Annotated in this window: 17 protein-coding genes; 15 read left to right on the forward strand and 2 right to left on the reverse strand. The window is 66.4% G+C overall.

Annotation, left to right across the window (positions count from 1 at the left end):
- Positions 1-26: 26 nt before the first annotated feature.
- Positions 27-2297 (reverse strand): TonB-dependent receptor, encoded by a 2271-nt coding sequence (locus WFQ67_RS18130; RefSeq protein ID WP_337057769.1) that lies wholly within the window; start codon positions 2295-2297, stop codon positions 27-29.
- Between the two features lie 351 nt (positions 2298-2648).
- Here WFQ67_RS18130 and WFQ67_RS18135 point away from each other — a divergent pair, with 351 nt between their 5' ends.
- Positions 2649-3644 (forward strand): P1 family peptidase, encoded by a 996-nt coding sequence (locus tag WFQ67_RS18135; protein WP_213624761.1) that lies wholly within the window; start codon positions 2649-2651, stop codon positions 3642-3644.
- A 23-nt stretch (positions 3645-3667) separates the two neighbouring features.
- On the opposite strand, the gene WFQ67_RS18140 is transcribed toward WFQ67_RS18135, so the two are convergent.
- Positions 3668-5044: a tetratricopeptide repeat protein gene (locus tag WFQ67_RS18140; protein ID WP_213624763.1), complete on the reverse strand. Its 1377-nt coding sequence runs from the start codon at positions 5042-5044 to the stop codon at positions 3668-3670.
- 245 nt (positions 5045-5289) lie between these two features.
- On the opposite strand from WFQ67_RS18140, the gene WFQ67_RS18145 reads away from it, so the two are divergent.
- The 14 genes from WFQ67_RS18145 to WFQ67_RS18210 all read left to right on the forward strand — a co-directional run bounded on the left by WFQ67_RS18145 (position 5290) and on the right by WFQ67_RS18210 (position 23728).
- Positions 5290-6891: an ABC transporter substrate-binding protein gene (locus WFQ67_RS18145; protein WP_213624765.1), complete on the forward strand. Its 1602-nt coding sequence runs from the start codon at positions 5290-5292 to the stop codon at positions 6889-6891.
- Positions 6888-7901 carry an ABC transporter permease gene (locus tag WFQ67_RS18150; RefSeq protein WP_337057770.1) on the forward strand — a complete coding sequence of 338 codons (1014 nt, stop codon included), beginning with the start codon at positions 6888-6890 and terminating at the stop codon, positions 7899-7901. Before WFQ67_RS18145 ends, WFQ67_RS18150 begins: the two co-directional genes overlap by 4 nt.
- Positions 7898-8731 (forward strand): ABC transporter permease, encoded by an 834-nt coding sequence (locus WFQ67_RS18155; RefSeq protein WP_213624768.1) that lies wholly within the window; start codon positions 7898-7900, stop codon positions 8729-8731. Before WFQ67_RS18150 ends, WFQ67_RS18155 begins: the two co-directional genes overlap by 4 nt.
- Positions 8728-10353, forward strand: coding sequence for a dipeptide ABC transporter ATP-binding protein (locus WFQ67_RS18160; protein WP_213624770.1), 1626 nt, complete (start codon positions 8728-8730; stop codon positions 10351-10353). The genes WFQ67_RS18155 and WFQ67_RS18160 overlap by 4 nt, the downstream gene beginning before the upstream one ends.
- Positions 10350-11570, forward strand: coding sequence for an LLM class flavin-dependent oxidoreductase (locus WFQ67_RS18165; RefSeq protein WP_337057771.1), 1221 nt, complete (start codon positions 10350-10352; stop codon positions 11568-11570). Before WFQ67_RS18160 ends, WFQ67_RS18165 begins: the two co-directional genes overlap by 4 nt.
- Entirely contained in the window at positions 11563-12411 is an 849-nt protein-coding gene (locus tag WFQ67_RS18170; RefSeq protein ID WP_213624774.1) for an alpha/beta fold hydrolase, read from the forward strand. The genes WFQ67_RS18165 and WFQ67_RS18170 overlap by 8 nt, the downstream gene beginning before the upstream one ends.
- A 706-nt stretch (positions 12412-13117) precedes the next feature.
- Positions 13118-14998, forward strand: coding sequence for a 3-dehydroquinate synthase (locus tag WFQ67_RS18175; protein WP_337057772.1), 1881 nt, complete (start codon positions 13118-13120; stop codon positions 14996-14998).
- Positions 14995-15885 carry a UbiA family prenyltransferase gene (locus WFQ67_RS18180; RefSeq protein ID WP_213624778.1) on the forward strand — a complete coding sequence of 297 codons (891 nt, stop codon included), beginning with the start codon at positions 14995-14997 and terminating at the stop codon, positions 15883-15885. The genes WFQ67_RS18175 and WFQ67_RS18180 overlap by 4 nt, the downstream gene beginning before the upstream one ends.
- Positions 15882-16634 (forward strand): EboA domain-containing protein, encoded by a 753-nt coding sequence (locus tag WFQ67_RS18185; protein WP_213624780.1) that lies wholly within the window; start codon positions 15882-15884, stop codon positions 16632-16634. The genes WFQ67_RS18180 and WFQ67_RS18185 overlap by 4 nt, the downstream gene beginning before the upstream one ends.
- Positions 16635-16656: 22 nt before the next feature.
- Positions 16657-17541: a TatD family hydrolase gene (locus WFQ67_RS18190; protein WP_337057773.1), complete on the forward strand. Its 885-nt coding sequence runs from the start codon at positions 16657-16659 to the stop codon at positions 17539-17541.
- Positions 17538-18758 carry a metabolite traffic protein EboE gene (eboE, locus tag WFQ67_RS18195; protein WP_337057774.1) on the forward strand — a complete coding sequence of 407 codons (1221 nt, stop codon included), beginning with the start codon at positions 17538-17540 and terminating at the stop codon, positions 18756-18758. The genes WFQ67_RS18190 and eboE overlap by 4 nt, the downstream gene beginning before the upstream one ends.
- Entirely contained in the window at positions 18751-20196 is a 1446-nt protein-coding gene (locus tag WFQ67_RS18200) for an alkaline phosphatase family protein (protein ID WP_337057775.1), read from the forward strand. The genes eboE and WFQ67_RS18200 overlap by 8 nt, the downstream gene beginning before the upstream one ends.
- Positions 20166-21329: a hypothetical protein gene (locus WFQ67_RS18205; RefSeq protein ID WP_213624788.1), complete on the forward strand. Its 1164-nt coding sequence runs from the start codon at positions 20166-20168 to the stop codon at positions 21327-21329. The genes WFQ67_RS18200 and WFQ67_RS18205 overlap by 31 nt, the downstream gene beginning before the upstream one ends.
- Positions 21326-23728, forward strand: coding sequence for a hypothetical protein (locus WFQ67_RS18210; protein ID WP_213624790.1), 2403 nt, complete (start codon positions 21326-21328; stop codon positions 23726-23728). The genes WFQ67_RS18205 and WFQ67_RS18210 overlap by 4 nt, the downstream gene beginning before the upstream one ends.
- Positions 23729-23790 lie beyond the last annotated feature (62 nt).

The raw sequence follows: 23790 nt of genomic DNA on the forward strand, positions 1-23790 counted from the left end.
GCCAGGGCGGCTGCGGCGAGGTGGGGTCAGAAGAACCGGTAGGTCGCTTCCAGGCCGATGGAGCGCGGGTCGCCCGAGGTGGCGATCTGAGCGTTGGAGAGGAACGAGCCCTTGTACAGGTCGTATTTGCGGTCGAACAGGTTATGGGCGTACAGCGCCACTTCCCAGTTCTCCCCCAGGGGCGCGGCGGCCAGGCGGGCATTGGCCAGCCAGTAGTGATTGGTGCTGCGCAGCGGGTCGCTGTTGACCAGGGTGTCGTGGTAGGCGTAGTCGAAGTTCGCCGTCCACAACAAGGGCCCGATGGGCCGGCTGTAGCGCAAGGCGCCGCCGTAGCTGGTCTCGGGGAAGTTGGTCAGCTTGTCGCCGGAGAAGTCGTTGTACACCGGGAAGGCATAGCCATTGGCGACGGTGGCGGCCGCGTCCAGTCCCTCGTAGTCCTTGTAGCGGCCTTCCTTGTAGCCGGCGTACTGGCTGATGGTCAGGCCGGACAGCGGTTGCCACTGCAGTTCGAGATCGGCCCCCCAGATTTCCGAGCGGGGAATGTTCACCAGCTTGCCGACGTTGCCCACGGCCTGGCTGATCCACATCTGCGACTGGTACTGCTGGTCGCGGTAGTCGTAGTAGAACACCGCGCCATTGAGACGCAGGGCCTGGGTCAGGTCGCTCTTGAAGCCGATCTCGTAGGCCAGCAGTTTTTCCGGCTTGAACGGTTCGATCAGGCTGGCGGCCTGCAGCGCGTTGGTGTTGTAGGTGGTGAAACCACCGGACTTCACGCCGCGGCTGATGCTGGCGTAGATCAGGTGCCCGTCGGCAGGGCGCCATTCAAGGGCAAGCCTGGCCGAGGTTTCGTTGGTGTTCAGCTGTTCATCCAGGGGTGAAGTCCGGGCATTCAGGTAGCCCGTGACATAGTCGTTGAGGCTGCGTTCCTCATGCTCCTGACGCAGGCCGAACACCAGGGTCCAGTCATCGGCCAGGGCATAGCGGCCCTGGCCGAACAGGCTGTAGGTCTCGGCCTTCTGGTTGTATTCGGTGAGGTAGATATTGCCCAGGCCCCGGTACTCGGTGAAGTCGGAGTAGAACTGCTCATCGAGCTTTTCCCTGGCGTAGTAGCCCCCCACCACCCAATCGAGCGGGCCGTCGCCTTCGGAGGCCAGCCGCAGTTCCTGGGAGAACACCTTGATATCGGTATCGAAGAACTCGTCGGACTGGGCAATTCTCGAACCGTCCCAGTCGATGTATTCCTGGCGGCGCAGCTGGTTGTAGGCGCTGATGCTGGTCAGGGTCAGGTGCTCGTCGAGGCTGTATTCGGCCGTCAGCGACAGGCCCTGGTTGGTGTTGTCACGTCCCGGCTTGTCGCCTGCCTTCAGCCCGGTGGCCTGAGCGAAGGCCGGCTTCAGGCCCCAGCCGGTAAGGTCATGGCGGCTGTCCGGTGGAATGGTTGCGTAACTGGTCTGGCCGGCGATGTTGCGCGGCACCAGGCCCTGGTACAGGCGCGCGCCTCGGCTGTCGGACTGGTCGCGACCATGGTGGGCGGACAGGCTCAGGCGCAGGGCATCGTTGGCGTCCCATTGCAGTTGCCCACGGAAGGCCTGTATGTCCTGATCGCCGAGCTTCTGCCCGGTGTCGCGGTTCTTCTGCCAGGCGCCGCCGTCCTTGCCGGCGAAGGACAGGCGTCCTCGCAGGTCATCGGTCAACGGCCCGGAGACGAAGCCTTCCAGGGTCTTGTAGTCGTTGGAGCCATAGCCGGCCTTGATCTCGGCTTCCGGCTCGGCCGTCGGTTTCCGGGTGATGAAGTTCACTGCACCGCCCGTGCTGTTGCGTCCGTACAGGGTGCCCTGGGGGCCACGCAGTACTTCCACCCGCTCCAGGTCGAAGAGCAGGCCCTGGGTCTGCACCGGGAAGGGGTAGGCCACCTCGTCCACATACACGCCGACGGTGGAGGAGTTGTTGGTGGCGTAGTCACGCAGCCCGACGCCGCGAATGCGGAACTGGGTCTGGTCGCTGCCGTAGACCGGGTCGATCTCCAGGTTGGGCGTGGTGTATTGCAGCTGCTTGATGTTGTCGATGCCGCGTTCTTCCAGGTCCTTGCCGCTCAGCGGGGTAAGCGCCACGGCGACGTCCTGCGCCTGTTCCTTGCGCTTCTGTGCGGTCACCGTGAGTTTGGGCAGGGTGGTTTCTTCGCTGCTGTCCTGTGCCAGTGCGTCGGGCGCCTGCAGCGACAGGAGCACGGCACCGGTCAGGGCCAGCAGGCGGCTGCCGGCGGGATGAACAGTCGCTGGGATGGGGTGTGGAGGCATTGCAGATTCCTTGTGTTGGCGTCGTGCATCGCGGGGCTGGCCGCGTGCTTTGTCATAGGGGAGTCCGCTCTTTGAAGAGTCCGGTGCGAGGCCCTGGAGCACGGGGTGTGCCAGAACGGCGGAATCGGCCGGAGGCCCTTGGTGTGCAACAGGTTTTCCCTGGTATGACAGAGATGTTGCGCTGGGATGACTGTGCCTGTTTTCCATCAGGGCGATGGCAGGGTGCTGGCTTAGCAGCAGGTTCGCGGGGGTGCTTGGCGTGGTCCTGCCCGATGCTCACGCTGGCCTCGGCGCTTGGCATGCATCTGGCTTTGCGCAAGGCTCCGTTCGCCTACCCTTGGAGTGCCCTGCATGTATCGTCCCGGTCCCCGCAACCTGATCACTGACATCCCCGGCCTCACGGTGGGCCACCATACGGACGAGCGTGTGCGCAGTGGTGTGACGGTGTTGCGCCCCGACGGCGCCTGGCGCGCCGGAGTGGATGTCAGGGGCGGTGGTCCCGGTGGACGTGAAATTGCAGCGTTGGAGCCGGAAAACATGATCGGCGAGTTGCATGCCCTGGTGCTGAGCGGCGGCTCGGTGTTCGGCCTGGCCACCGCTGATGGCGTAGCGGCGGCGCTATCCCGGCAAAACGTCGGCGTGCGCGTGCAACCCTGGACACCGGCGATTCCGGTGGTACCTGCTGCGGTGTTGCACGACCTGGCCAATCATGGTGACAAGGACTGGGGGTTGCAGCCGCCTTACAGGCAATGGGGCATCGAGGCGTTGGCGGCTGCCAGCGAGGACTTCGAACTGGGCGCGGTGGGGGCAGGGCGGGGCGCTCTGGCGGGGACTCGGCCGGGCGGGCTGGGCTCGGCTTCACTGGATCTCGGCAACGGCCTGGTGGTGGGCGCGCTGGTAGCCGTCAACCCGGTGGGCAGTGTGTACATGGACGACGGCAAGACCTTTTGGGCGTGGCCATGGGAAATCGACCATGAGTTCGGTGGCCAGCGCCCGTCTCCGGAAGTGACTCACCATGACCCGATCCCCGACCTCTCACGCCTGGAAACCCTGGGGCGCCTGCAAGCTGGAGCCAACACCACCCTGGCAGTAGTCGCCTGCAATGCCGCACTCAGCACCGCTGAATGCAAACGCCTGGCGATCATGGCCCAGGACGGTATCGCCCGTGCCATCCGCCCGGCGCATCTGCCGTTCGACGGCGACACCGTGTTCGCCCTGGCCAGCGGTGAGCGGCCACTGGAGGATGGGGCCAGGCGGCCGGTGACGCTGTCACTGCTGGGGGCGGCGGCGGCGGATTGCCTGGCGCGAGCGATTGCCCGGGGCGTACATATCGCCGGCAAGCACTGAGCCATGCAATGGCCTTGCGCGACCTAGCGGCATCCAGCCAACGCCTCCCTGACCCGCTCGTGCGCCTGTCGTGCCTGCTCCGGCAGCCCGAGCTCCCCATACACCCGGGCCAGGGTGCGGTTGGTCGGCACATCGTCGCCGTAGTGGCGGCGGCGTTGTTCCAGCAATTGCTGGGCGGTGATCCAATGGCCCGCACGTACGTGGGCGTCCTGGGCGATCAGGGTGAACAGGTCGCGTTGGGCGTGGCTGCCACCGGCTTCGACGAGGCGTGGTAGGACCTGATCAAGGCGTTTCGTGGCTTTGTCGTGGTCGCCCGTGGCATGGGCGTAGAGGCCTTCGGCGGCAGGCCAGGTGACTTCGCGCCAGACGGCTCGGCTGTGCTCTGGGGCCTGTTCGCTGCGCAGTTGCAAGGCGTTGAGCAGTTGTCTGGCTTCCGGGCGACCGGCGCGCCCCAGGCCATAGAGGTACTGCAGGGAGAGAAACGGTTGCACGGTGTCATCGCTACGTGCCCCGAGGTACTCGGCGAGGGCCTGCCAGCGATCGCCAACGTCGACGCCGGCAAGCTCCAGCCGGGCGAGCAGTGACACAGCGCCGATCTGGTCCTGGGAGTATTCGGGGAGCACGCCCCAGACGTGCTCGTCATAGATGCCCAACACCTTTTGTTCCCGCCCCTGGGCCAGGTGGAACAGTGCCAGGTGCCACCAGTTGTGGGTGTACATGAAGGAATTGAGGCCGGTCCAGCCGTCTTTCACTGCCTCCAGGAAGGCGGTGCCTTCGGAGATGCGACCCTCGGTCAGCAATACGTGGGCGAGGGCGTGCTGCGCCCAGGGCTCGTCGGGTTGCAGGGCGAGTGCCTGGCGGGCTGCGGCCTCGGCCTCTGCCAGCAGGTGGCATTGCTCGTAGGCGAAGGCGAGCATGCCGTGGACTTGCGGGACTTCACTGGCGTACGGCAGCACCTTGAGGGCCACGCGCAGCATGCCGGGGGAGTCGCCCTGGTTGAAGCGCAGGTACTGGCTGAGCTTGAGGGCGAACAGGTCGCGGGGGTGGGCATCCAGCAACTGGTCCGCCAGGGCGAGGGCCTCCGGGATGGCGTCATCGACCCAGGCGCGCAGCAGGTCGAGGAGGGTGCGTTCGCGCCATGGGGTGCCGGAGTTCAGCAGGTCGTAGGCATGCTGCCAGTAGTGCCGGGCCAGCGGAGCAGCCTCGGATGACTCGATGAACATCGCCAGAAAGCCGGCGTACACGTTGGCCGGCAGGTCGTTGGGCGCGGCATCGGCGGCAGCCAGGATGCCTTCTGCGCGGGGCTCGTAGGTAAGCAGGCCGCCGATGAAGTCGTCGATGGCGGCACGGGTAGCGGCTTCTGTGGTGGACAGCGGGTTGCCTAGGTAATCCTGGGGCATGGTGGCACTCCAAAAGAACGTTCACTGCCGTCATCGCAACGCGCGTGCCAGCGCCTGCTGCCCGTGATTGCTGATGCCGCCGGCGAAGGCCTGCTGCTTTCCACGCACTCTGCGCAACGGGCTGTTGGATAAGCAACAGCGGCATGCCGGAGAAGGCCCGCAAGGCCTGGTATCGCGGGGCTTGGAGCGCTGGCATGGGCCTTGCTCCCTGGCTGCTATCCCTACGGCCGATGATGAGACGCGCCATGCAGTACCGCACTTCTGCCTTCCTTCGCAGCACCTTCAGCGCTCTGGTAGCCGCGGCCTTGCTGGTGGCCTGGCTGCCTACGGTTCATGCCGCCCCGGTACACGGCGGCACGCTGGGCCTGGTGGCGCAGCCGGAGCCGCCGAGCCTGGTGCATGCGCTGGTGTCGCACGTGTCCACCCAGTACGTCAGCGGCAAGGTGCTGCAGAGCCTGTTGAGCTTTGATCACGAGCTCAAGCCGATCCCGGTATTGGCACGCGAGTGGAGCAGTTCCGCTGACCGCCTGACATGGACCTTCACCTTGCAGGATGGTGTCACCTGGCACGATGGCGAGCCCTTTACCGCCGATGACGTCGTATTCAGTTTCACGACCTTCTACCCGGCCGTGGACCCGCGGCAAAAGAGCCTGTACGCGGAGTATTTCCAGTCCATCGAAGCGCTCGATGCCCGCCACGTGCGGATCCAGCTGAAGAAGCCCTTCGCGCCGTTGCTCGACCTGTTGGGCAGCGGTCTGCGGCCGGTGGTGGCCCGGCACGTGTATGAGGGCAAGGGGGACTACCGTGCCAACCCGGCCAACCTGCAACCCGTCGGCACCGGGCCGTTCGTGTTCAAGGAGTGGAAGCGCGGCGCCTACATCCGGTTGGAGCGCAACCCGAACTACTGGAAAAAAGACCTGCCATACCTCGACGCGGTCGTTTTCCATGTCATTCCCGACGCCGCTTCCCGCGCGGCCGCCTTCGAGCGTGGCGACATCCATTCGCTGCGCAGTGGCGATGCCGACTACGCCGACCTGGCGCGCCTGGCCGCATTGCCCGGCGTCACCCGCAGCGAAGCGGGGTGGGAGCTGTTCCGGGGCCAGGCGTTCCTGCAGATCAACACCCGCAAGGCGCCGCTGGACGATGCCCGGGTACGTGAAGCGATCCTGCTCAGCCTCGACCGCCGCTTTATCGTCGACAACATCTTCTTCGGCACCGGCAAACCGGCCGAAGGCATCTTTCCGATCGGCAGCCCCGAGCACGACCCGCAACTGGAGCAGCACAGCTATAACCCGGCCAGGGCGCTGCAGTTGATCAAGGAATCAGGCGTGGACGTGAGCAAGGTGCGCCTGCGTCTGCTCAACGGCGAGAAGGGCGGCGCCTGGGAGCGTCTGGCCGAGTACACCCGCCAGGCTTTGCAGCCGCTGGGCATCAAGGTGCAGGTGCTGACATCCGATTCGGCAACCTGGTACCAGCGTGTGAGCGATTGGGACTTCGACCTCACCTACAACTTCAGTTTCCAGGTTGGCGACCCGTACCTGTCCACTTCGTATTTCTACCGCACCGACAACATCGCCAAGGGGTCGCCGTTCAACAACGTGGTCGGCTATTCCAATCCAGAGGCCGACGCACTGTGGCGCGAAGCCACGGATGCGCCGGATGCCGTCGCGCACCAGGCCACTTACCACCGGCTGGAAGCCCTGCTCAATCGTGACCTGCCGATCCTGCCGATCTTTGAAATGCGCTTCCCGACCCTGTATCACGGCAGCGTGAAAAACCTGCTGCGCACCGCCACCAGCCTCAACGACAGCCTGGATGAGGTGTACCTGGAGCAAGCCGGCCAATGAGTGCAGGGGGATTCATTACACAAGGGCTGGGCTTCCTGGCGCTGCGCCTTGGCCGGGTGGTGCTGGTGATCGCCGTGGTGCTGATCGGGACCTTCCTGCTGCTGCGCCTGGCCCCCGGCGACCCGGCATTGACCATGGCCAGCGCGGCCGGCCTCGACGACCCGGCCTATGTCCAACGGCTGCGTCAGGAAATGGGTCTGGACCAGCCGGTACTGGCACAGTTGCTCGCCTATCTGAGGAAGGTTCTTCAGGGTGATCTGGGCTTCTCCCATCGCAACCAGGCGGCCGTCTGGCCGCTGATTGCCGAACGTCTGCCAGCCACGTTGCTGTTGCTGCTTTCTGCGTTCATTGCATCCACCACCCTCGGCATCGGCCTGGGAGTGCTAGCCGCGCGCAGCCAGCGGCGCGGCGGCAAGCTGGACCGGGTGATCGGCGCAGTGGTGCTGCTTCTGTATGCAACCCCGGCGTTCTGGCTGGCCTTGCTGCTGGTGATCGTGTTTTCGGTGGCCCTCGGGGTATTACCGGCCTTTGGCATGGAAAGCGTTGGCGCCGGCTTGCGCGGGTGGGCAAGAGGCATGGACGTGGCACAGCATCTCTTGCTGCCGCTGGCGTCGTTGACCTGCATCTTTCTCGCCGTCTACGTACAGCTCACCCGAGGCGCCATGCTGGAGGTGTTCAACCAGGACCATGTACGCACCGCGCGCGCCAAGGGCGCCTCCGAGCGCCGGGTATTGCTGCGCCATGTGCTGCGCAACGCCATGCTGCCCGTCACTACCTACGCAGGCCTGCAACTGGGCCAACTGGCCAGCGCCAGCCTGCTGGTGGAGGTGGTGTATGCCTGGCCAGGAATCGGCCGGCTTCTGTATGAGTCACTCGAAGCCCGTGACTATCCATTGCTGCTGGGGGTGTTCCTGGTGATTTCGCTCCTCGTGCTGCTGGGCAATCTTGTCAGCGAATTGGCCTGCTATCTGTTCGATCCGCGCGTTGCTGCGAGCGGAGGGACGTCATGAGCGTTCTGCGACGTTTTCTCCGGCAGCCGGGCGCCGTGTCGAGCGCCGGCTTTCTACTGCTGCTCGGTGCCCTGGCGCTTGCCGCACCCTGGCTGTACCCGGCCACTCCCTGGGCCATGGTGGCGCCACCGTTGCAGCCACCGTTTACCCATGCGCAGTGGCTGCTCGGCACCGACATGCTTGGGCGCGATCCGCTGGCGGGCCTGGTGTTCGGCGCTCGGATTTCGTTGAGCATCGGCCTGTCGACCACCGTGGCAACCCTGTTGCTGGGCATTGCAGTGGGCGCCATCGCGGGCTATTCCGGCCGCTGGGTTGATGCGGTGCTGATGCGCCTGACCGATGTCTTCCAGGTGATCCCCGGTCTGTTTCTGGCAGTGATCCTGGTGGCAATTCTCGAGCCTTCGCCGTTCTCCCTGGTGCTGGCGATAACCCTCACGGCCTGGCCACCGGTGGCGCGTATCGTGCGCAGCGAGTTTCTGCGGCTGCGCCAACTGGATTTCGTGCTAGCGGCACGCACGTCAGGCGTGTCTCCGCTGGCGATCGTTTTCGTGGAAATCCTGCCCAACGCGTTGCCACCGGTGCTGTCGCTGGTAGGGCTGGTGATGGCGGCGGCGATTCTTGGTGAGTCGGCTCTGTCCTTCCTCGGGCTGGGTGATCCGGAAGCCATGAGTTGGGGGGCCATGATCGACTCGGCGCGCAACCTGGCACGGCAGGCATGGTGGCTCAGCCTGTGGCCGGGCCTCGCGATTCTCGCCACCGTCCTGGCCGCGCATCGCGTGGGCGAGGGCTTGCGGCTGGCGTTCGATGTGCGTGAGCAGGTGTCTGCATGAGTGGGTCACTGTTGGATATTCGCGGCCTGTCGGTACGCTTGCCGGCCGGCGCGTCACGCACTCATGCCTTTACCGACCTGGACCTGCGACTCGATGCCGGCGAATTGCTGTGCGTGGTTGGTGAGTCCGGCTCGGGCAAATCGACCCTGGGTGCGGCGATTCTGCGTTTGCTGGCTCCGGAATTGACGATCACCAGCGGCAGTCTGGCGTTTGCCGGGCAGGAACTGTTGCACCTGGATGAGCGAGCCATGACGGCCATCCGAGGCTCGGCCATTTCCCTGGTTTCTCAGGAACCGCTGCTGGCCCTGAATCCGGTACAACGGATTGGCGTGCAGATCGAGGAATCCCTGTTGCTGCACACAACGTTGACGCGCCATGAGCGCCGAGCACGGGTGACGGACCTGCTGGCCTATGTCGGCTTGCCCGACCCGCAGCGCCTGCGCTCTGCCTATCCATTCCAGCTCTCCGGTGGGCAGCGTCAACGCGTTGCGATTGCCATCGCCCTGGCCAGCGAACCGCGCCTGCTGGTAGCCGACGAAGTCACCTCGGCGCTGGATGCCGGCACACGAGAACATATCCTGGCGCTGCTGCAACGAATCCAGCGTGACCGCGGCATGGCCGTGCTGCTGATCACCCATGACTTTGCCGTGGTCAGCCGCGTGGCCGATCGTGTACTGGTGATGGAGGCGGGCAGGGTGGTGGAGCAGGGCGCCGTTGCCCAGGTACTGCACGCGCCGCGCAGTGATTACACCCGTCGCCTGTTGGGCGCCGCCATGTTGCGGCCCCGTGCGCCCCGGCCCATCGGCAGCGAGGCACCGTTGTTGCAGGTACGTCACCTGAAGAAACAGCATTGGCGGCGCCAGGGGTTTCGGCGTCATGGCATCACGGCATTGCAGCAGGTGAGTTTTGAGCTGAGGGGAGGGGAGACGCTCGGTATCGTCGGCGAGTCTGGCTCGGGCAAGTCCACGCTGGCGCGTACGCTGCTTGGTTTGAGTCGTGCCGATAGCGGCAGCATCCGTCTGGACGGGCAGGAGTTGGTGGGGCTCGACGGGGCCGGCTGGCGCGCCATTCGCTCGCACATCCAGATGGTGTTCCAGGACCCCGGTGCCTCGTTCAACCCGCGCCGTCGCATCGGTGCAGCGCTGATCGCAGGGCCGGTCGCGCTGGGCATTCCTCGCGCCGAAGCCGAGCAACGTGCCCGCTCATTACTGGAGCGTGTCGGCCTGCAGGACAGCGCTTTCGATGCATATCCACATAGCTTTTCCGGCGGCCAACGCCAACGCATCGCCATCGCCCGGGCCCTGATGCTCCATCCGCGCGTACTGGTGGCGGATGAGTGTGTATCGGCACTCGATGCCCTGGTACAGGCGCAAGTGCTCGATCTGCTGGAAGGCTTGCAGCGGGAGCTGGGCCTGGCGCTGATCTTCATCACCCATGATCTGGGCGTGGCGGCGCGGATCAGCGATCGGCTGCTTGTGATGCAGCACGGCCAGGTGGTGGAGCAGGGCGCCTCCGCTCAGGTACTCACCCAACCGAACCACCCATACACCCGCACGCTCCTGAGCGCCTGTGCCGCCGAGCTGCGACCGCCGCTACGCGCCGCCGTAGGGGAAGCGCCATGAGCCGGGCCAATCAACAGCTGGCCCTCAACGCCTTTCTGATGCCAACCGGGCACCATGTCGCCGGTTGGCGTCATCCGCAGGCCAGGGCCGATGGCGGCTCCAGTATCGACCACTATCTGGCCTTGGCGCGCAAAGCAGAGCAGGGCGGCTTCGACGCGATCTTCCTCTCCGACACCCTGGCCATGCTGCCCGGCAGCAGCGACGAGCTCAGCCGCATGGCGCGCACCGAGCATTTCGAACCCCTGACCTTGCTCGCTGCTCTGGCGGCCAATACCCGCCGTATCGGTCTGATCGCCACCGTGACCACCTCGTACAACCGTGCTGCCGATGTAGCGGCCAGCTTCGCCTCATTGCAGGCCATAAGCGGCGGCCGTTGCGGCTGGAATCTGGTGACATCCAGCAATGCTCGCGAAGCCTTCAACTTCGGCCGTGAGCAGCACTATTCCCATGCCGAACGCTATCGCCTGGCTGAGGATTTCCACGCACAGGTGACCGGGTTCCTGCCAGCCCAGGGCATCTATCCGGTGCAGGTGCTGGCAGGGGATTCGGAGGCGGGTCGTGTCTTTGCAGCGCGGCACGCCGAGGTCCTGTTTACCGCTCAGCCAATGCTGGACGGTGCTCGTGCCTTCTACCGTGACGTGAAGGGCCGCCTGGCCCAGCACGGTCGTCATGCGGACAGCCTGAAGGTCATGCCCGGCATTCTGCCTGTCATTGGCCGCAGCCGCGCCGAGGCTGAAGATCACCACGGGCTGTTGCAAAGCCTGGTGCAGCCGCAAGTGGGGTTGTCGCTGCTGTCCGATGTGGCCGGCGGCACCGATCTGTCGGCCTATCCATTGGACGGCCCTCTGCCCGTACTTCCACTGACCGAGTCCGGCCGCAGCCGCCAACAGCTGCTCGTGACCGTGGCACGTGCGGAAAACCTCAGCATTCGCCAGCTGTATCAACGCATCGCCATGTCCCGTGGGCATCTGGCGGTGGTCGGTACTGCAATCGATATCGCCGACACCCTGGAACACTGGTTCCAGCAGTTCGCCGCCGACGGTTTCAACGTCATGCCGCCTTGGCTACCCGGTGGCCTGGACGATTTCGTCGATACAGTGATCCCCGAACTGCAACGTCGCGGCTTGTACCGTCGCCACTACACCGGCAAGACCCTGCGCGAGCACCTTGGCTTGGAGGGCTGCACCACTCGGCAACAGGAGCCTGTTCATGCTTGATTTCACAACAAAGGTGGTCCAGGGCGAGCCCGTGGAAGTCCGCCCCGGGCGCTTTCTCAACCTGGCCCGACGCGTCGTCGACAAGGGCGCACCGAGCCTGTTCTTCGCCCATGGTGGCGGCGGTAACAAGGACCAGTGGCGACTCATCTGGCAAGACCCGCGCCTGGCCCGCTACAACCTGGTGGCCTGGGACCTGCTGGGCCATGGCGCCAGCGAAACGCCCCGACAAGCCAGTGCCTACGCCTGGGAAGAACTGGTGGCCGATCAGCTGGCGATCTTCGAACGCTTCGCAAGCGAGCAGAACGTTGTGCTCGCTCATTCCTTCGGCACCGCGCTCACCCTTAGCGCCCTGGTGCGCCTGCAGGAGCGCCAGCAACTCAATCGCGTCCATGGCGTGCTGCTACTCGGCACCCAGCTGCAATCGCCACGCGGGAGCAGCCCGCTGCTGAAACTGCCAGCGTGGGTGCTGGAGCTGATCCGCCCCTTGTTATCCAAAGGCTTCCGCGATGCGGCCTGGCACCCGGACACCGACCCGGAGTTGATCGCATACGAGGAAAAACTCACCGAACGCAACCGCCTGCACGTTTTCAAGGCGCTGCTCAGTCAGACCCGCTGGATACCCGAGGAGCAACTGGCGCAGCTCAGTGTCCCGATCCGAATTCTTTCCGGCGAACACGACAGGCTGACTCCGCCCGAAGGCGGGCGTGCACTGCACCACAGGCTGCCAGGTTCCGGTTTCGCCATCATCGAGGGAGCAGCTCACCAGTTGATGCTTGAACGACCAGAACCGGTCACTGAACACCTGTTGGCGCTATTGCGAGAAGTCATCGCCGTACCTTGAGTACGTTCAGCCAGCATGGCGGATGGATGGAAAGTCCAGGGCTACGTTCCTGCGTTCGGAGAAATGCTGGAGGGAGAGGGATTGGAAAAGGAATTGGAAATATGCGATTTAACATAATCTACATTATAGGTAATTTCGTATTTTCCCAGCAGGCGCCCAGGGCGCAGATTTCAAAACCAAAAAGCGTCATTTCAAGGTTCTACGGCCTTTCTGCTTCGTGGCGAGCCTCGGTTACGCTCACGACGATCTGCTGTGTTCTCCCTGCTGAGTTTCTTCTCGCGATTTGCGTGACGAACTCCTGAGCCGACATCGACACACCCATCCGTCTTTCGAACGCTGTAACGCTGGCGAGTCGAAACCCATCCGCTTCGCTAGAGCCATTCCTCATCACGGCACCCGATATCCATAACCGCTTGACCGTCGCCCCGAGCCGCAACCGGGATCGCGCCTTGCTGCAAGGTCACGGATTTCGCGGCCTGCGTCTGCCGGCTCGGTTTCCTGAGCTATCCGACAGCTTTTCAATCTGCGCCTTGAGCTGCGCGCAGCGGTCATCCGCTTGCTTGCAAAAATAACCCCACTGTCTACGTTGCAATTACGCAGTCACCGTGGACATGCGCCCCAGCCGCTCAGGACGTGAACGCTGGACCTGACGAAGCACAGCCTCGTCGGGGATAGGGAAATCAACCAGAAGCACAAAGGGAACTTGATGAAGCGCCTGATGAGTCATGTCCTCTCGCGTAGAGGTCCGTGGGAACACTTGTGCCTGTCGCTCGCGCTGTTCGCGGTGCTGGTGATCGTCAGCTTCCTCCTTTTCGAAGAACCCATGCAGCGCCTGCTGGCGAGTCTTGGCCAGCAGCCTGCAGACCCCGTGCGTGCGCTCAACCTCGCCGTTCTCGTCATCGCGTTGCTGGCCCTGGACGTGGTGCTGCCGGTGCCGTCCAGCATGGTTTCGCTCCTGGCGGTTGCGGTACTGGGCGCCGTGGGCGGGTACCTGGTGATCTTCGTCGGCCTGTGCCTGGGGTCCCTGCTGGGCTACTGGCTGGGGGCCGGGTACTTCCGCATCGCCTCCGGGCTGCTGGACATCGAGGACTGGCGCAAGGCCGGGCGCCTGGCCACCCGGCTCAACACCTGGTCGCTGATCTGCCTGCGCGGCGTGCCCGTACTGGCGGAAACCTCGGTGCTCGCCGCCGGCATGCAGCGCTATCCGCTGCGACGTTTCCTGGTCATCACCACCCTGGCCAATGCGGGCCTGGCCGCGGTCTACAGCGCGCTCGGCAGTTTCGTCGCCGAGGACCAGGTCCTGCTCCTGGCGGTGATGGCCAGCATGCTGTTGCCGGCGTTGTTCCTGGCGGGCCGTGGCCTGCTGGCCCGTCGCGGCCTCACCACGGCCGCCTCCGACGCCCACCAGCTGGAGGGTTCCTTCACCGTCACCTACCGCTACCCGGTGCTGTTCACCGAGCACCTGTTCGCTGCGAACAACGACTGCCTGCATCGCCAACTGACGGACAACGGCACCCGCATCGCAAGCGCCATGGTCTTCGCCGACGCGGACCTGCTGCGCAGCAACCCCGCCATGGCCGCGCAGATCAAGGGCTATTTCCAGTCCCGCGCCAGCCAGTTGAAGCTGCTGGCCGATCCCATCGCCGTGCCCGCCGGCGAGTCCTGCAAGACGCCCGATGTGCTGCAGCGCCTCTATGGGCAGATGCTCGAGCACGGCCTGGACCGGCACTGCTACGTGCTCGCCCTGGGCGGTGGTGCGTTGCTGGACGCCGTGGGCTACGCCTGCGCGACGTTCCACCGTGGCGTGCGGCTGATCCGCATCCCCACCACCGTGCTGGCGCAGAACGATGCCGGCGTCGGCGTGAAGAACGGCATCAATGCCTTCGAGCAGAAGAATCTCCTGGGCGCCTTCCAGCCTGCCAACGCGGTGATCAACGACTTCCAGCTGCTGCTCGGGCTGCCCCGGCGCGACCAGTTGGCCGGGTTGGCGGAAGCGGTCAAGGTGGCGGCGATCAAGGACGCGACCTTCTTCGCCTGGCTGGAAGAACACGCCGACGCCCTCTCCGCCTTCGCCCATGAGCCCAGCCGCTATGCCATCCGCCGTTGCGCCGAGCTGCACCTGGAGCAGATCACCCGGGGCGGCGACCCCTTCGAGCGCGGCAACGGCCGTCCCCTGGACTACGGCCACTGGGCGGCGCACAAGCTGGAGAAACTCAGCCAGCACCGCCTGCGCCATGGCGAGGCGGTGGCCGTCGGCATGGCCCTGGATGCCCTCTACGCCAAGGCCCTCGGGCTTCTCGCGGCGCACGAGGCCCAGCGCCTGCTCGGCCTCCTGGCCCGGCTCGGCTTCAACCTGTCGCCGCCCGAACTGACCCTGCGCGATGACCGGGGCAACCTGTGCGTGCTGCAAGGGCTCGAAGACTTCCGCCAGCACCTGGGTGGCGAGCTGTCCATCCCCATGCTCGAACGCATCGGCCGCGCTGTGGATGTCCACCAGATCGACCAGCCGACCATGGAGCTGGCCCTGCAACGACTGGTCGAGATGCGCCCACGCGAACCGGTCTGGACCGAGGGCTACGCGCGATGAGCCAGCCGACGCCCAGCCTGCGGACCTGGATGACCCTCGGGCGCATCTCCAACCTTCCCACCGTCTGGACCAACGCCCTGGCCGCCACCCTGCTGGCCAGCAGCGCGAGCGCCCTCGCCCCGCCCTCCCCGCTGGCCTGGGCCCTGCTGCTGGCGGCCGCATCCGCCCTCTACCTGGCCGGCATGCTGCTCAACGACCTGATGGACGCCGACTGGGACAGCCGCCACCACAACCCACGGCCCATCGCCCTCGGGCTGGTCACCCGGCAGCAGGTGGCGCTGGCCAGCACCGCGCTGTTGCTGCTGGCCGCCGCCGCGCTGCTGGGCCTGAGCCAGCTGATCGCACGGCCCGGCTGGTTGCTGGCCAGCGCGGCCCTGCTGCTCGGGCTGATCCTCGCCTACAACCTGCTGCACAAGCGCCACGCCCACAGCGTCTGGTTCATGGGCGGCTGCCGCGCGGCCCTCTACCTCACCGCCGCGGCCAGCCTCACCGCTCCGCCGGCGCCGCTGTGGCTGTGCGCCCTGCTGCTGGGCACCTACATCAGCGGGCTGACCTACGTGGCCCGGCAGGAGCACCTCAACCAGCTGGCGAGCCTGGCGCCGCTGCTGCTGATGCTCAGCCCGCTGGCCCTGGCGGTCTACGCCCAGGGCCTGTGGTTCTGGCTCATGTTGCTCCTGTGGCTCGGCTGGCTGGGCCTGAGCTACCGGCGCCACCTGGCGGCGCCCGAGCGGCGCAACGTGCGCGCCTTCATCGGCGCAGGGCTGACCGCGCTGCCGCTGATCGACGCCATGGTCCTGGCCCTCGCCGGCTATCCGCTGGGCAGCCTGGCCTGCGTGGGCGTCTTCCTCCTGCTGCCGCGCTTGCAGCAATGGGTGAAACCGACATGAACAGCCCGACCACGCTCCAGCTCGGCCGCGATCGCATCGCCGACCTGCACCAGGCCCTGCGCGACGAATTGACCGGCGCCGCCCTGGCCTGGTGGAACCAGGCCCGCGAACGGCTCGCCGCACAGCCCGACATACAGGCGCTGATGCGGCTCAGTGGCCCGTGCCGACGTCAGATCGGCGATGCCCCGGTGGCCGACCTGCCGTGGACGCGCGCGGCTCTGGCACGCGCCCTGCTCCTCGCCCAGGCCCTGGAAGCCGACGCCGGCCCCGGGCGGGCCGCCCTGCTGCAGCGGTATTTCGAGTGGGGCGACGACCAGGAGAAAGCCGCCGCGCTGCGGGCCCTGGACTGGCTCGACGGCCAGGGCGCCAGCCTGGAACTGGCGCTGTTCGCCGGGCGCACCAACAGCTGCGAGGTGTTCGCCGCCCTCGCCCTGGACAACCCCTACCCGGCCCGGCACTACCCCGAGCGGGCCTTCCACCTCCTCATGCTCAAGGGCGTCGGCATGGATTTGGACCTGCGCCACGTCCAGGGCCTGGCGCCGCGTCGCGGCCGCGAACTCAACCAACTGGCGCTGGACATGCTGGAAGAGCGCCTGGCCGCCGACCGCCCCGCTCCACCTGGCATCTCGCACCTGCTGGCGTGGCCACTGCTGGCGCCCGAACAGCTCCAGCGCCTCGACGCCCATCACCGCCAGGGGCGCCTGCCAAGCGGCTGGCTGCCCGGCGAGCTGCCTTTCCAACACCGATAACGACAACGCAAGGGACGCCGACATGCCCACCTATTTCGACCCGCACATCCACATGGTCAGCCGCACCACCGACGACTACCAGAACATGGCCGCCGCCGGCATCACCGGCGTCATCGAGCCGGCCTTCTGGCAAGGCCAGGCACGGACCAGCCTGGGCAGCTTCGTCGACTACTTCGACACCCTGGTGGGCTGGGAGCGCTTCCGCGCCAGCATGTTCGGCATCCACCACTTCTGCACCATCGGCCTCAACCCCAAGGAGGCCAACAACTACGGGCTGGCCAACGAGGTGCTGGAGATACTGCCCCGCTACCTGGTGAAGGATGGCGTGGTCGGCGTCGGCGAGATCGGCTACGACGACATCACCCCGGAGGAAGACCGCTTCCTCGCCCTGCAGCTGGAGCTGGCCCGGCAGTTCGACCTGCCGGTCCTGGTGCACACCCCGCACCGCGACAAGATCGGCGGCACCAAGCGCACCCTGGCGGTCATCCGTGAAGTCGGCATCGCCGAAGACCGCGTGCTGATCGACCACCTCAACGAACTGACCCTGCCCCTGGTGCTCGACAGCGGCTGCTGGCGCGGGCACTCCATCTATCCCAACACCAAGATGTCCGAGCAGCGCATGGTCGCCCTGCTGCAGCAGTACGGCACCGAGAAAATGGTGGTCAACAGCGCCGCCGACTGGGGCGTGAGCGACCCGCTCAAGGTGCCCAAGACGGCCGACGCCATGCGCCAGGCCGGCTTCAGCGAAGCCCAGGTGGAACAGGTGCTGTTCCACAACCCGGTGGACTTCTTCGCCCAGAGCGGCCAGCTGGACAAGGCCGCCGTCGCCACCCTGCTGCCCATCGACCAGCGCCGCAAATGGCAGGACAACTCCGCCCTGCGGGGCCAGGAACCGGTGGTGCGATGAGCCCGGCAATGGGATGGACCCCGCCCCGGCTCGGCTACTGCGGCAACGTGCACCCGGCCCATGACCTGGCCGCCCTGCGCGCCTCCATCGCCGGGCCTTTCCAGGCCGTGCGCCGGCAGCGCGGCCTGCCCTGCCAGGACAGCGGCCTGTGGATCAGCGCCCGGGCTGCCGCCGAGCTGCAGCAGCCCGGCCCGCGCGCGGCCTTCCTCGCACAGTTGAAAGACTGCGGCCTGCGCCTGACCTCCCTCAACGGCTTCCCCCATGGGCGCTTCCATGGGGGCCACGTGAAGAGCGGTGTCTACCGGCCGGACTGGTCCGAATCCCCACGCCTGGATTACAGCCTGCAACTGGCCGCGCTGCTGGCCGAGGCGCTGCCCGAGGACTGCGACCAGGGTGTGATTTCCAGCGTTCCGCTGGGCTATGCCGCCCATTGGTCGATCGAACACCTGGCCCGCGCGGAGATGCACCTGCTGCAACTGACCGAAGCCCTCGCGCAGCTGAAGCGCAGGACCGGCAAGAACATCCGCCTGTGCCTGGAAATGGAGCCCGACTGCGTGCTGGAACACACCGACCAGGCCCTGGCCTTCTTCGCCCATTGGCAGGCCCGGGACCCCAACCATGACCACCTGGCGTTGTGCTTCGACGTCTGCCACCAGGCGGTGCTGTTCGAGGACTGCCACGCGTCCCTTTCGTGCCTGCGCCAGGCCGGCATCGCCATCGGCAAGATCCAGCTCTCCAACGCCCTGGTGTGCCGCCTGCCCGGGGATGGGCAACGCCGCGAGGAGGTGCTGGCCGTGCTCGGTGGTTTCGCCGAGGGCACCTACCTGCACCAGGTCAAGGCGCGCCACCGCAGCGGCCAGTTGCTGGCCTGGGAGGACCTGCCCGCCGCCCTCCTCGACCCCGCCCTGGCCGGTTGCAGCGAACTGCGCGTGCACTTCCACGTGCCACTGTTCAGCGAGCGCTTCCAGCTGCCGGAACTCGGCGGCAGCCAGCAGGCCCTGGGGCGGGTGTTCGAGTACCTGGCCCAGCACCCGGACTTCCGCCCGGCGCTGGAGGTGGAGACCTACAGCTGGATGGTGCTTCCCGAAGCCCTGCGGCCCGGCTCCGAAGCCGCCCTGGCGAGCGGCATCGCCGCCGAGCTGGACTGGGTGCAGGCGCAGTTGCAACGGCATGGCGTCCTCGCCGGCGAGCCGCTGCGGGAGGTGCGACATGCCTGAGCCCAGGCCCCTTCTGCTGGTCGATGTGGTCGGCCTCACGCCCGCCCTGCTGGGCGAGAACACGCCGCACATCAACGCCCTGCTCGGCCGTGGGCGCATGGCCTGCATGCAGCCAGTGTTCCCGGCGGTCACCACCACCGTGCAGTCGTCCATGCTCACCGGGCTGCCGCCCTCCGGGCACGGCATCGTCGGCAACGGCTGGTACTTCCGCGACCAGGCCGAGGTGCGTTTCTGGCTGCAGCCCAACGCCCTGGTCCAGGGCGAGAAGGTCTGGGACGTGCTGGCCCGCGAGCTGCCGGGTTTTCGCTGCAGCCAGCTGTTCTGGTGGTACAACATGTACGCCGACGTCGGCGCCTCCATCACCCCGCGCCCGCACTACCCCGCCGACGGGCGCAAGGAATTCGGCCTCTACTCCTCCCCCGACGGCCTGCACCAGGAGATCGAGCAGCGCATCGGCACCTTCCCCTTCCAGCACTTCTGGGGGCCGGCCGCCGGCATCGGCTCCAGCCGCTGGATAGTCGACTGCGCCATGGCCGAGTTCGAGATCAACCGCCCGCACCTGCAGCTCGTCTACCTGCCGCACCTGGATTACGACCTGCAGCGCCTGGGCCCCACGCACCCCGGCATCGCCGCCGAGGTGCGCGCCATCGACGCCGAGGTCGGCCGCCTGCTGGCCTTCGCCCAGGAACGGGGCGCCGCCGTGATGCTGGTGTCCGAGTACGGCATCGAGGCGGTCGAGCGTTCCGTTTCCATCAACCGCCTGCTGCGTGCCGATGGCTGGCTGCAGGTGCGCCAGTCCCTCGGCTGGGAGCTGCTGGACCCGGGCGCCAGCGCGGCCTTCGCGGTGGCCGACCACCAGGTCGCGCACATCTACCTGCGTCACGGACAGGACCTGCCCAGGGTGCGCACGCTGCTGGAGTGCGAACCCGGCATCGAGCGGGTGCTGGACCGCGTCGAGCAGCGCGCCTGGCAGCTGGAGCACCCGCGCAGCGGCGACCTGGTGGCGATCGCTGCCCCCGGGCACTGGTTCGACTACCAGTATTGGTTCGATGACCACAAGGCGCCCGACTTCGCCCGCACCGTCGACATCCACCGCAAGCCCGGCTACGACCCGCTGGAGCTGTTCATCGACCCCGCCATCACCCTGCCCAAGCTCAGGGTGGCGCGGCGCCTGCTGCGCAAGAAACTGGGGTTCCGCTACTACATGGACCTGATTCCGCTGGACACCCGCCTGGTACGCGGGAGCCACGGCCGACTTCCCCGCAGCGACCAGGATGGCCCGCTGCTCATCACCGATTGCGACTTGCCTTTACCGGACCGGCTGCCGGTCACCGCGGTAAAACAGTTGCTCCTGCAGTACTTCCTGGGGCACCGAACTCTCGACAAGGCCATAGCCAAGGAGACCCCATGCAACGAGCCCTCCCCCTTGCAGTACTGAGCGCCCTGGCCGGATTGGCCCAGGCCCAGAGCCAACCCGCCTTCGACTGCACCGCCTTCTTCGAGTACGGAGGCAAGCCCGAAGAGGTGCGCAAGGCGTTCGAACAATCCCCCGAGACCCTGGCCTGGAACTGGTTCGTCTGCCTCAACCAGCCGGAGATCAAGGGCAGCGCGGACCGAGTCTGGGAGGGCCTCAAGCCCACCGACCAGGTGTTCCTGCCTGACGGCGGCCAGCCATTGCCCTATGAGCAGCGCGAACCCACGCCCATCGCGGTGATCAAGGCCGCGCAGGCCATGGGCATGGACACCAAACGCACCTTCCACAACCTCGACAGCATCCAGCAGGTCGACGGCCTGATCCTGGAGATGGGCGGCAATGTGCCGGCGGCGCAGAAGGGCCAGCCGGTGCGCTTCCAGCTGCTGATGGGCAGGGACACCTTCGGCTACATCGTCGACAAGGGCGTCTACAACGTCGACGGCCAGGCCGCGCTCACCGCCAACCTGGCCTTCCCCGCCGCCGCCTGGGAGCTGAAGACATCATGGATCTGGATCGGCAACGACCAGGCGTTCATGAAGACCCTGGCCAATGACGGCTACTACATCGCCCAGGCCTACTACCTGCAGAACGGCAGCCAGTACCAGGTGGGCTACGCGGCCCTGAGCGGCATGCACGTCATCAACAAGCTCACCGAAGACTGGGCCTGGACCACCTTCGAGAACCGCAACAACAGCAAGTACACCGTCACCAACGACATTCCGCCCAAGCCCATGACCAACAGCACCGGCCCCACCAGCGCCGCGCAACCGGTCAACGCCAGCTTCCAGTCGCAGTACCCCGCCCTCGCCCAGTACGAGCTGATCGGCGTGCAGCACACGGCGGGCGGTGCACCCAAGCTGCTGGCCAACTCCCAGCTGGAATCGGCCTTCCAGAGCCAGTCCTCGTGCCTCGCCTGCCACGACACCGCGGCCTATTCGGCGAAGAAGGGCTACTTCAACTTCGCACTGCCGCAGCAGGACGGGATCGTCTACCCCACCGAGCCGCTGCCGGATTCGGCCTTCGCCGGCTACAACAAACTGGACTTCGTCTGGTCGCTGAAACGCGCCCAGTGGAAGCGTCAAGGAGGACAGCAATGAGCGTCTTGAACTTCCCCCGCCTCTACCTCAACGGCCATATGTTCTGGAACCCGCCCACGGCCAACAACAACGACATCTACCCGCTCTACGACGCCGCGAAGATGGACCTGAACTGGCCCTTCCTGGAGAGCTTCGGCATCAACCCCGCCAACGCGCGTGACAAGGTGCTGCCCTGGATGATCACCCCGCTGCCCGAGGCCCAGGTGCCGGACTACGTGCTGCAGGTGCCCAACAACAGCGCCAACAGCGGCCTGCCGCAGATCCCCGCGGAATGGGACCTGTTCGGCGACAACGCCTGCGGCACGGTGGACTACAACGACATCCGCTCGCTCATCATCGGCGGCGAGCTGCAGGCCAACAGCTACATCGAGCAGGACAGCATCGTGGGCAAGGGCTTCCAGTTGCTGGGCAACCCCTTCGGCAGCGACAAGCCCACCCCGGCGCGCTTCGTCGATATCAGCCCCTGGCAGAACACCTTCACCGCGCTGTACTTCGACCGCCTGGTGCTGGGCGACGCCACCTGCGGCCTCACGGCCAAGCGCGCCTACCGCATGCTCGACCGCTTCCTCAACTTCAACTGGGGGGCCGTGCAGGGCCTGAACACGGTCACCACCACCTGGCAGACCTGCTTCCCCCGCGAGAACCTGCAGTGGCAGCTGGGCGACTCGGCCCTGCTCAAGGCCCTGCAGCAACAGATGGAGGCGCAGAATGCCAAGGGCCTGATGTTCCGCTTCACCACCTACCTGACCTATTACGACCGCAACGGCATCTTCAACGACTACCCACCGGTGGTGACCCGCACCGGCGGGCCCGGCTGCAACACCTGCGCGACCGATCCCCAGTGCGCTGACTGCCAGCAGTGCCTGAAGACCCTGGCCGTGCAGCAACAGGCGCTGCAGGACATGTACCAGAAGGGGCTGGACAACGTCGCCGACATCTTCTTCAACCCGGCCTACAGCCGCACCGCCGGTGTGCTGGGCCTGTGGTTCGCCGATGAGTACCCCACGGCCCCTGCCGGTCGCCGGCTGGAGCCGGTCGGCGACTTCCCGATCCCGGGCGGCAGGCCGGGAGCGACTATCCAGTTGGGGGTGATCTCCGCCCAGGCCCAGGGCGACCTGCTGTCCCTGGACCTCGGTACCGGCTTCCCCTTCCAGCCGTTGGAAGCGACCGAGGCGACCGTGCCGGAGTGCGAGAAGCTCCAGCTGGGCGATTTCCAGGTCGGCATCCAGCAAAGCGGCCAGTTCCAGCCCCTGGCCGACCTCGTCTACGCCCAGTACGCCCAGGCCGCCTTCGACAAGCGCGCAGGCCTGGTGGACCTGCCGGTGAAGGATGCCGTGGCCAGGACCCAGGCCGGCACCCTGGCCCTGCAGACCCAGGGCGCCAGCCCGGTGCTCGCCGCCCAGCAGCGGATGTGGACCGCCGAAGTGATCGAGAGCGGCACCTTCATCGATGTCGGGGACACCCGCACCCTGCAGATCATGGTGCAGTACGACGGCCTTCCCGCACCGGCCGGCACCACCCTGTGGGTGGCGGAATACAACAACCCCTACATGCTGACCACCAGCAGTTACTTCCTGGCCTTCAGCAATGACGTGGATTTCGGGCTGATCGCAGACGACCCCGCCAACCGCAACAACAACGCCACGCTGCTGCCACAGTTCGTCGGCACCCAGGCGCCGGCAAGCCTGGTCAGCGAGGGTGCAGGTCGCAGCCTGCAGAGAGTGCTACCGGCGAGCGACGCCCCCACGGGCACGATCAACTACCAGCACGTCAAGGCCACGCCCGCCGGCGTCAGCCTGGCGCCCTGCCTGCAGTTCATCCCATCCATCCCGCGCACGGGCGTGCTGGGCAACGGCGCCACGGTGGACTACAGCCTCACGCAGATCACCACCGACGCCAACGGCATCGCCCAGGTGACGGTCAAGGCCATCGCCGCCGGCTTCCCGACCCTGCGCTTCTTCGTCCAGGACGGCCCCGGCGCGGCGCCGGCGGTGCCCTTCAGCTTCGACTATCCGACCGCCTACACCGACTTCCTCGCGCCCTTGCGGGTGCTGCCGGACGAGCCTGGGCTCATGGGCGAGTTCGTCGCGGCCTGGAACAAGGTGTGCACCCAACAGGACGCGCGGGTGCAGATCTGGGAGGGCTTCATCTACCCGCGCATCTTCGAGCCGTTCTATTACCTCTACCCGATCATGGACAAGTACATGCCGCTGAACTCCCTGCAACGCATCGAGGGCGCGATCGACCAGTTGATCCGGCTGGTCAGCAAGCCCTACCAGGAGGAAAGCACCCTCGCCATGCCCATCACCCGCGACCTGCCGCAGAGCCGGCGCGCGGTGCTGGAACGCTGGGCCAACGAGCTGGTGAAGCTCAACTACCCGCCCCGGCCCCTGACCTGAACCGTCTTGACCTGGAACCCGCAGGCGGGCAGGCACCGCTCGCCCGCCCTGCCCGTTACGAA

It is taken from the genome of Pseudomonas sp. USHLN015 (assembly GCF_037153275.1).
GTDB classification, from domain to species: Bacteria; Pseudomonadota; Gammaproteobacteria; order Pseudomonadales; family Pseudomonadaceae; genus Metapseudomonas; species Metapseudomonas tohonis.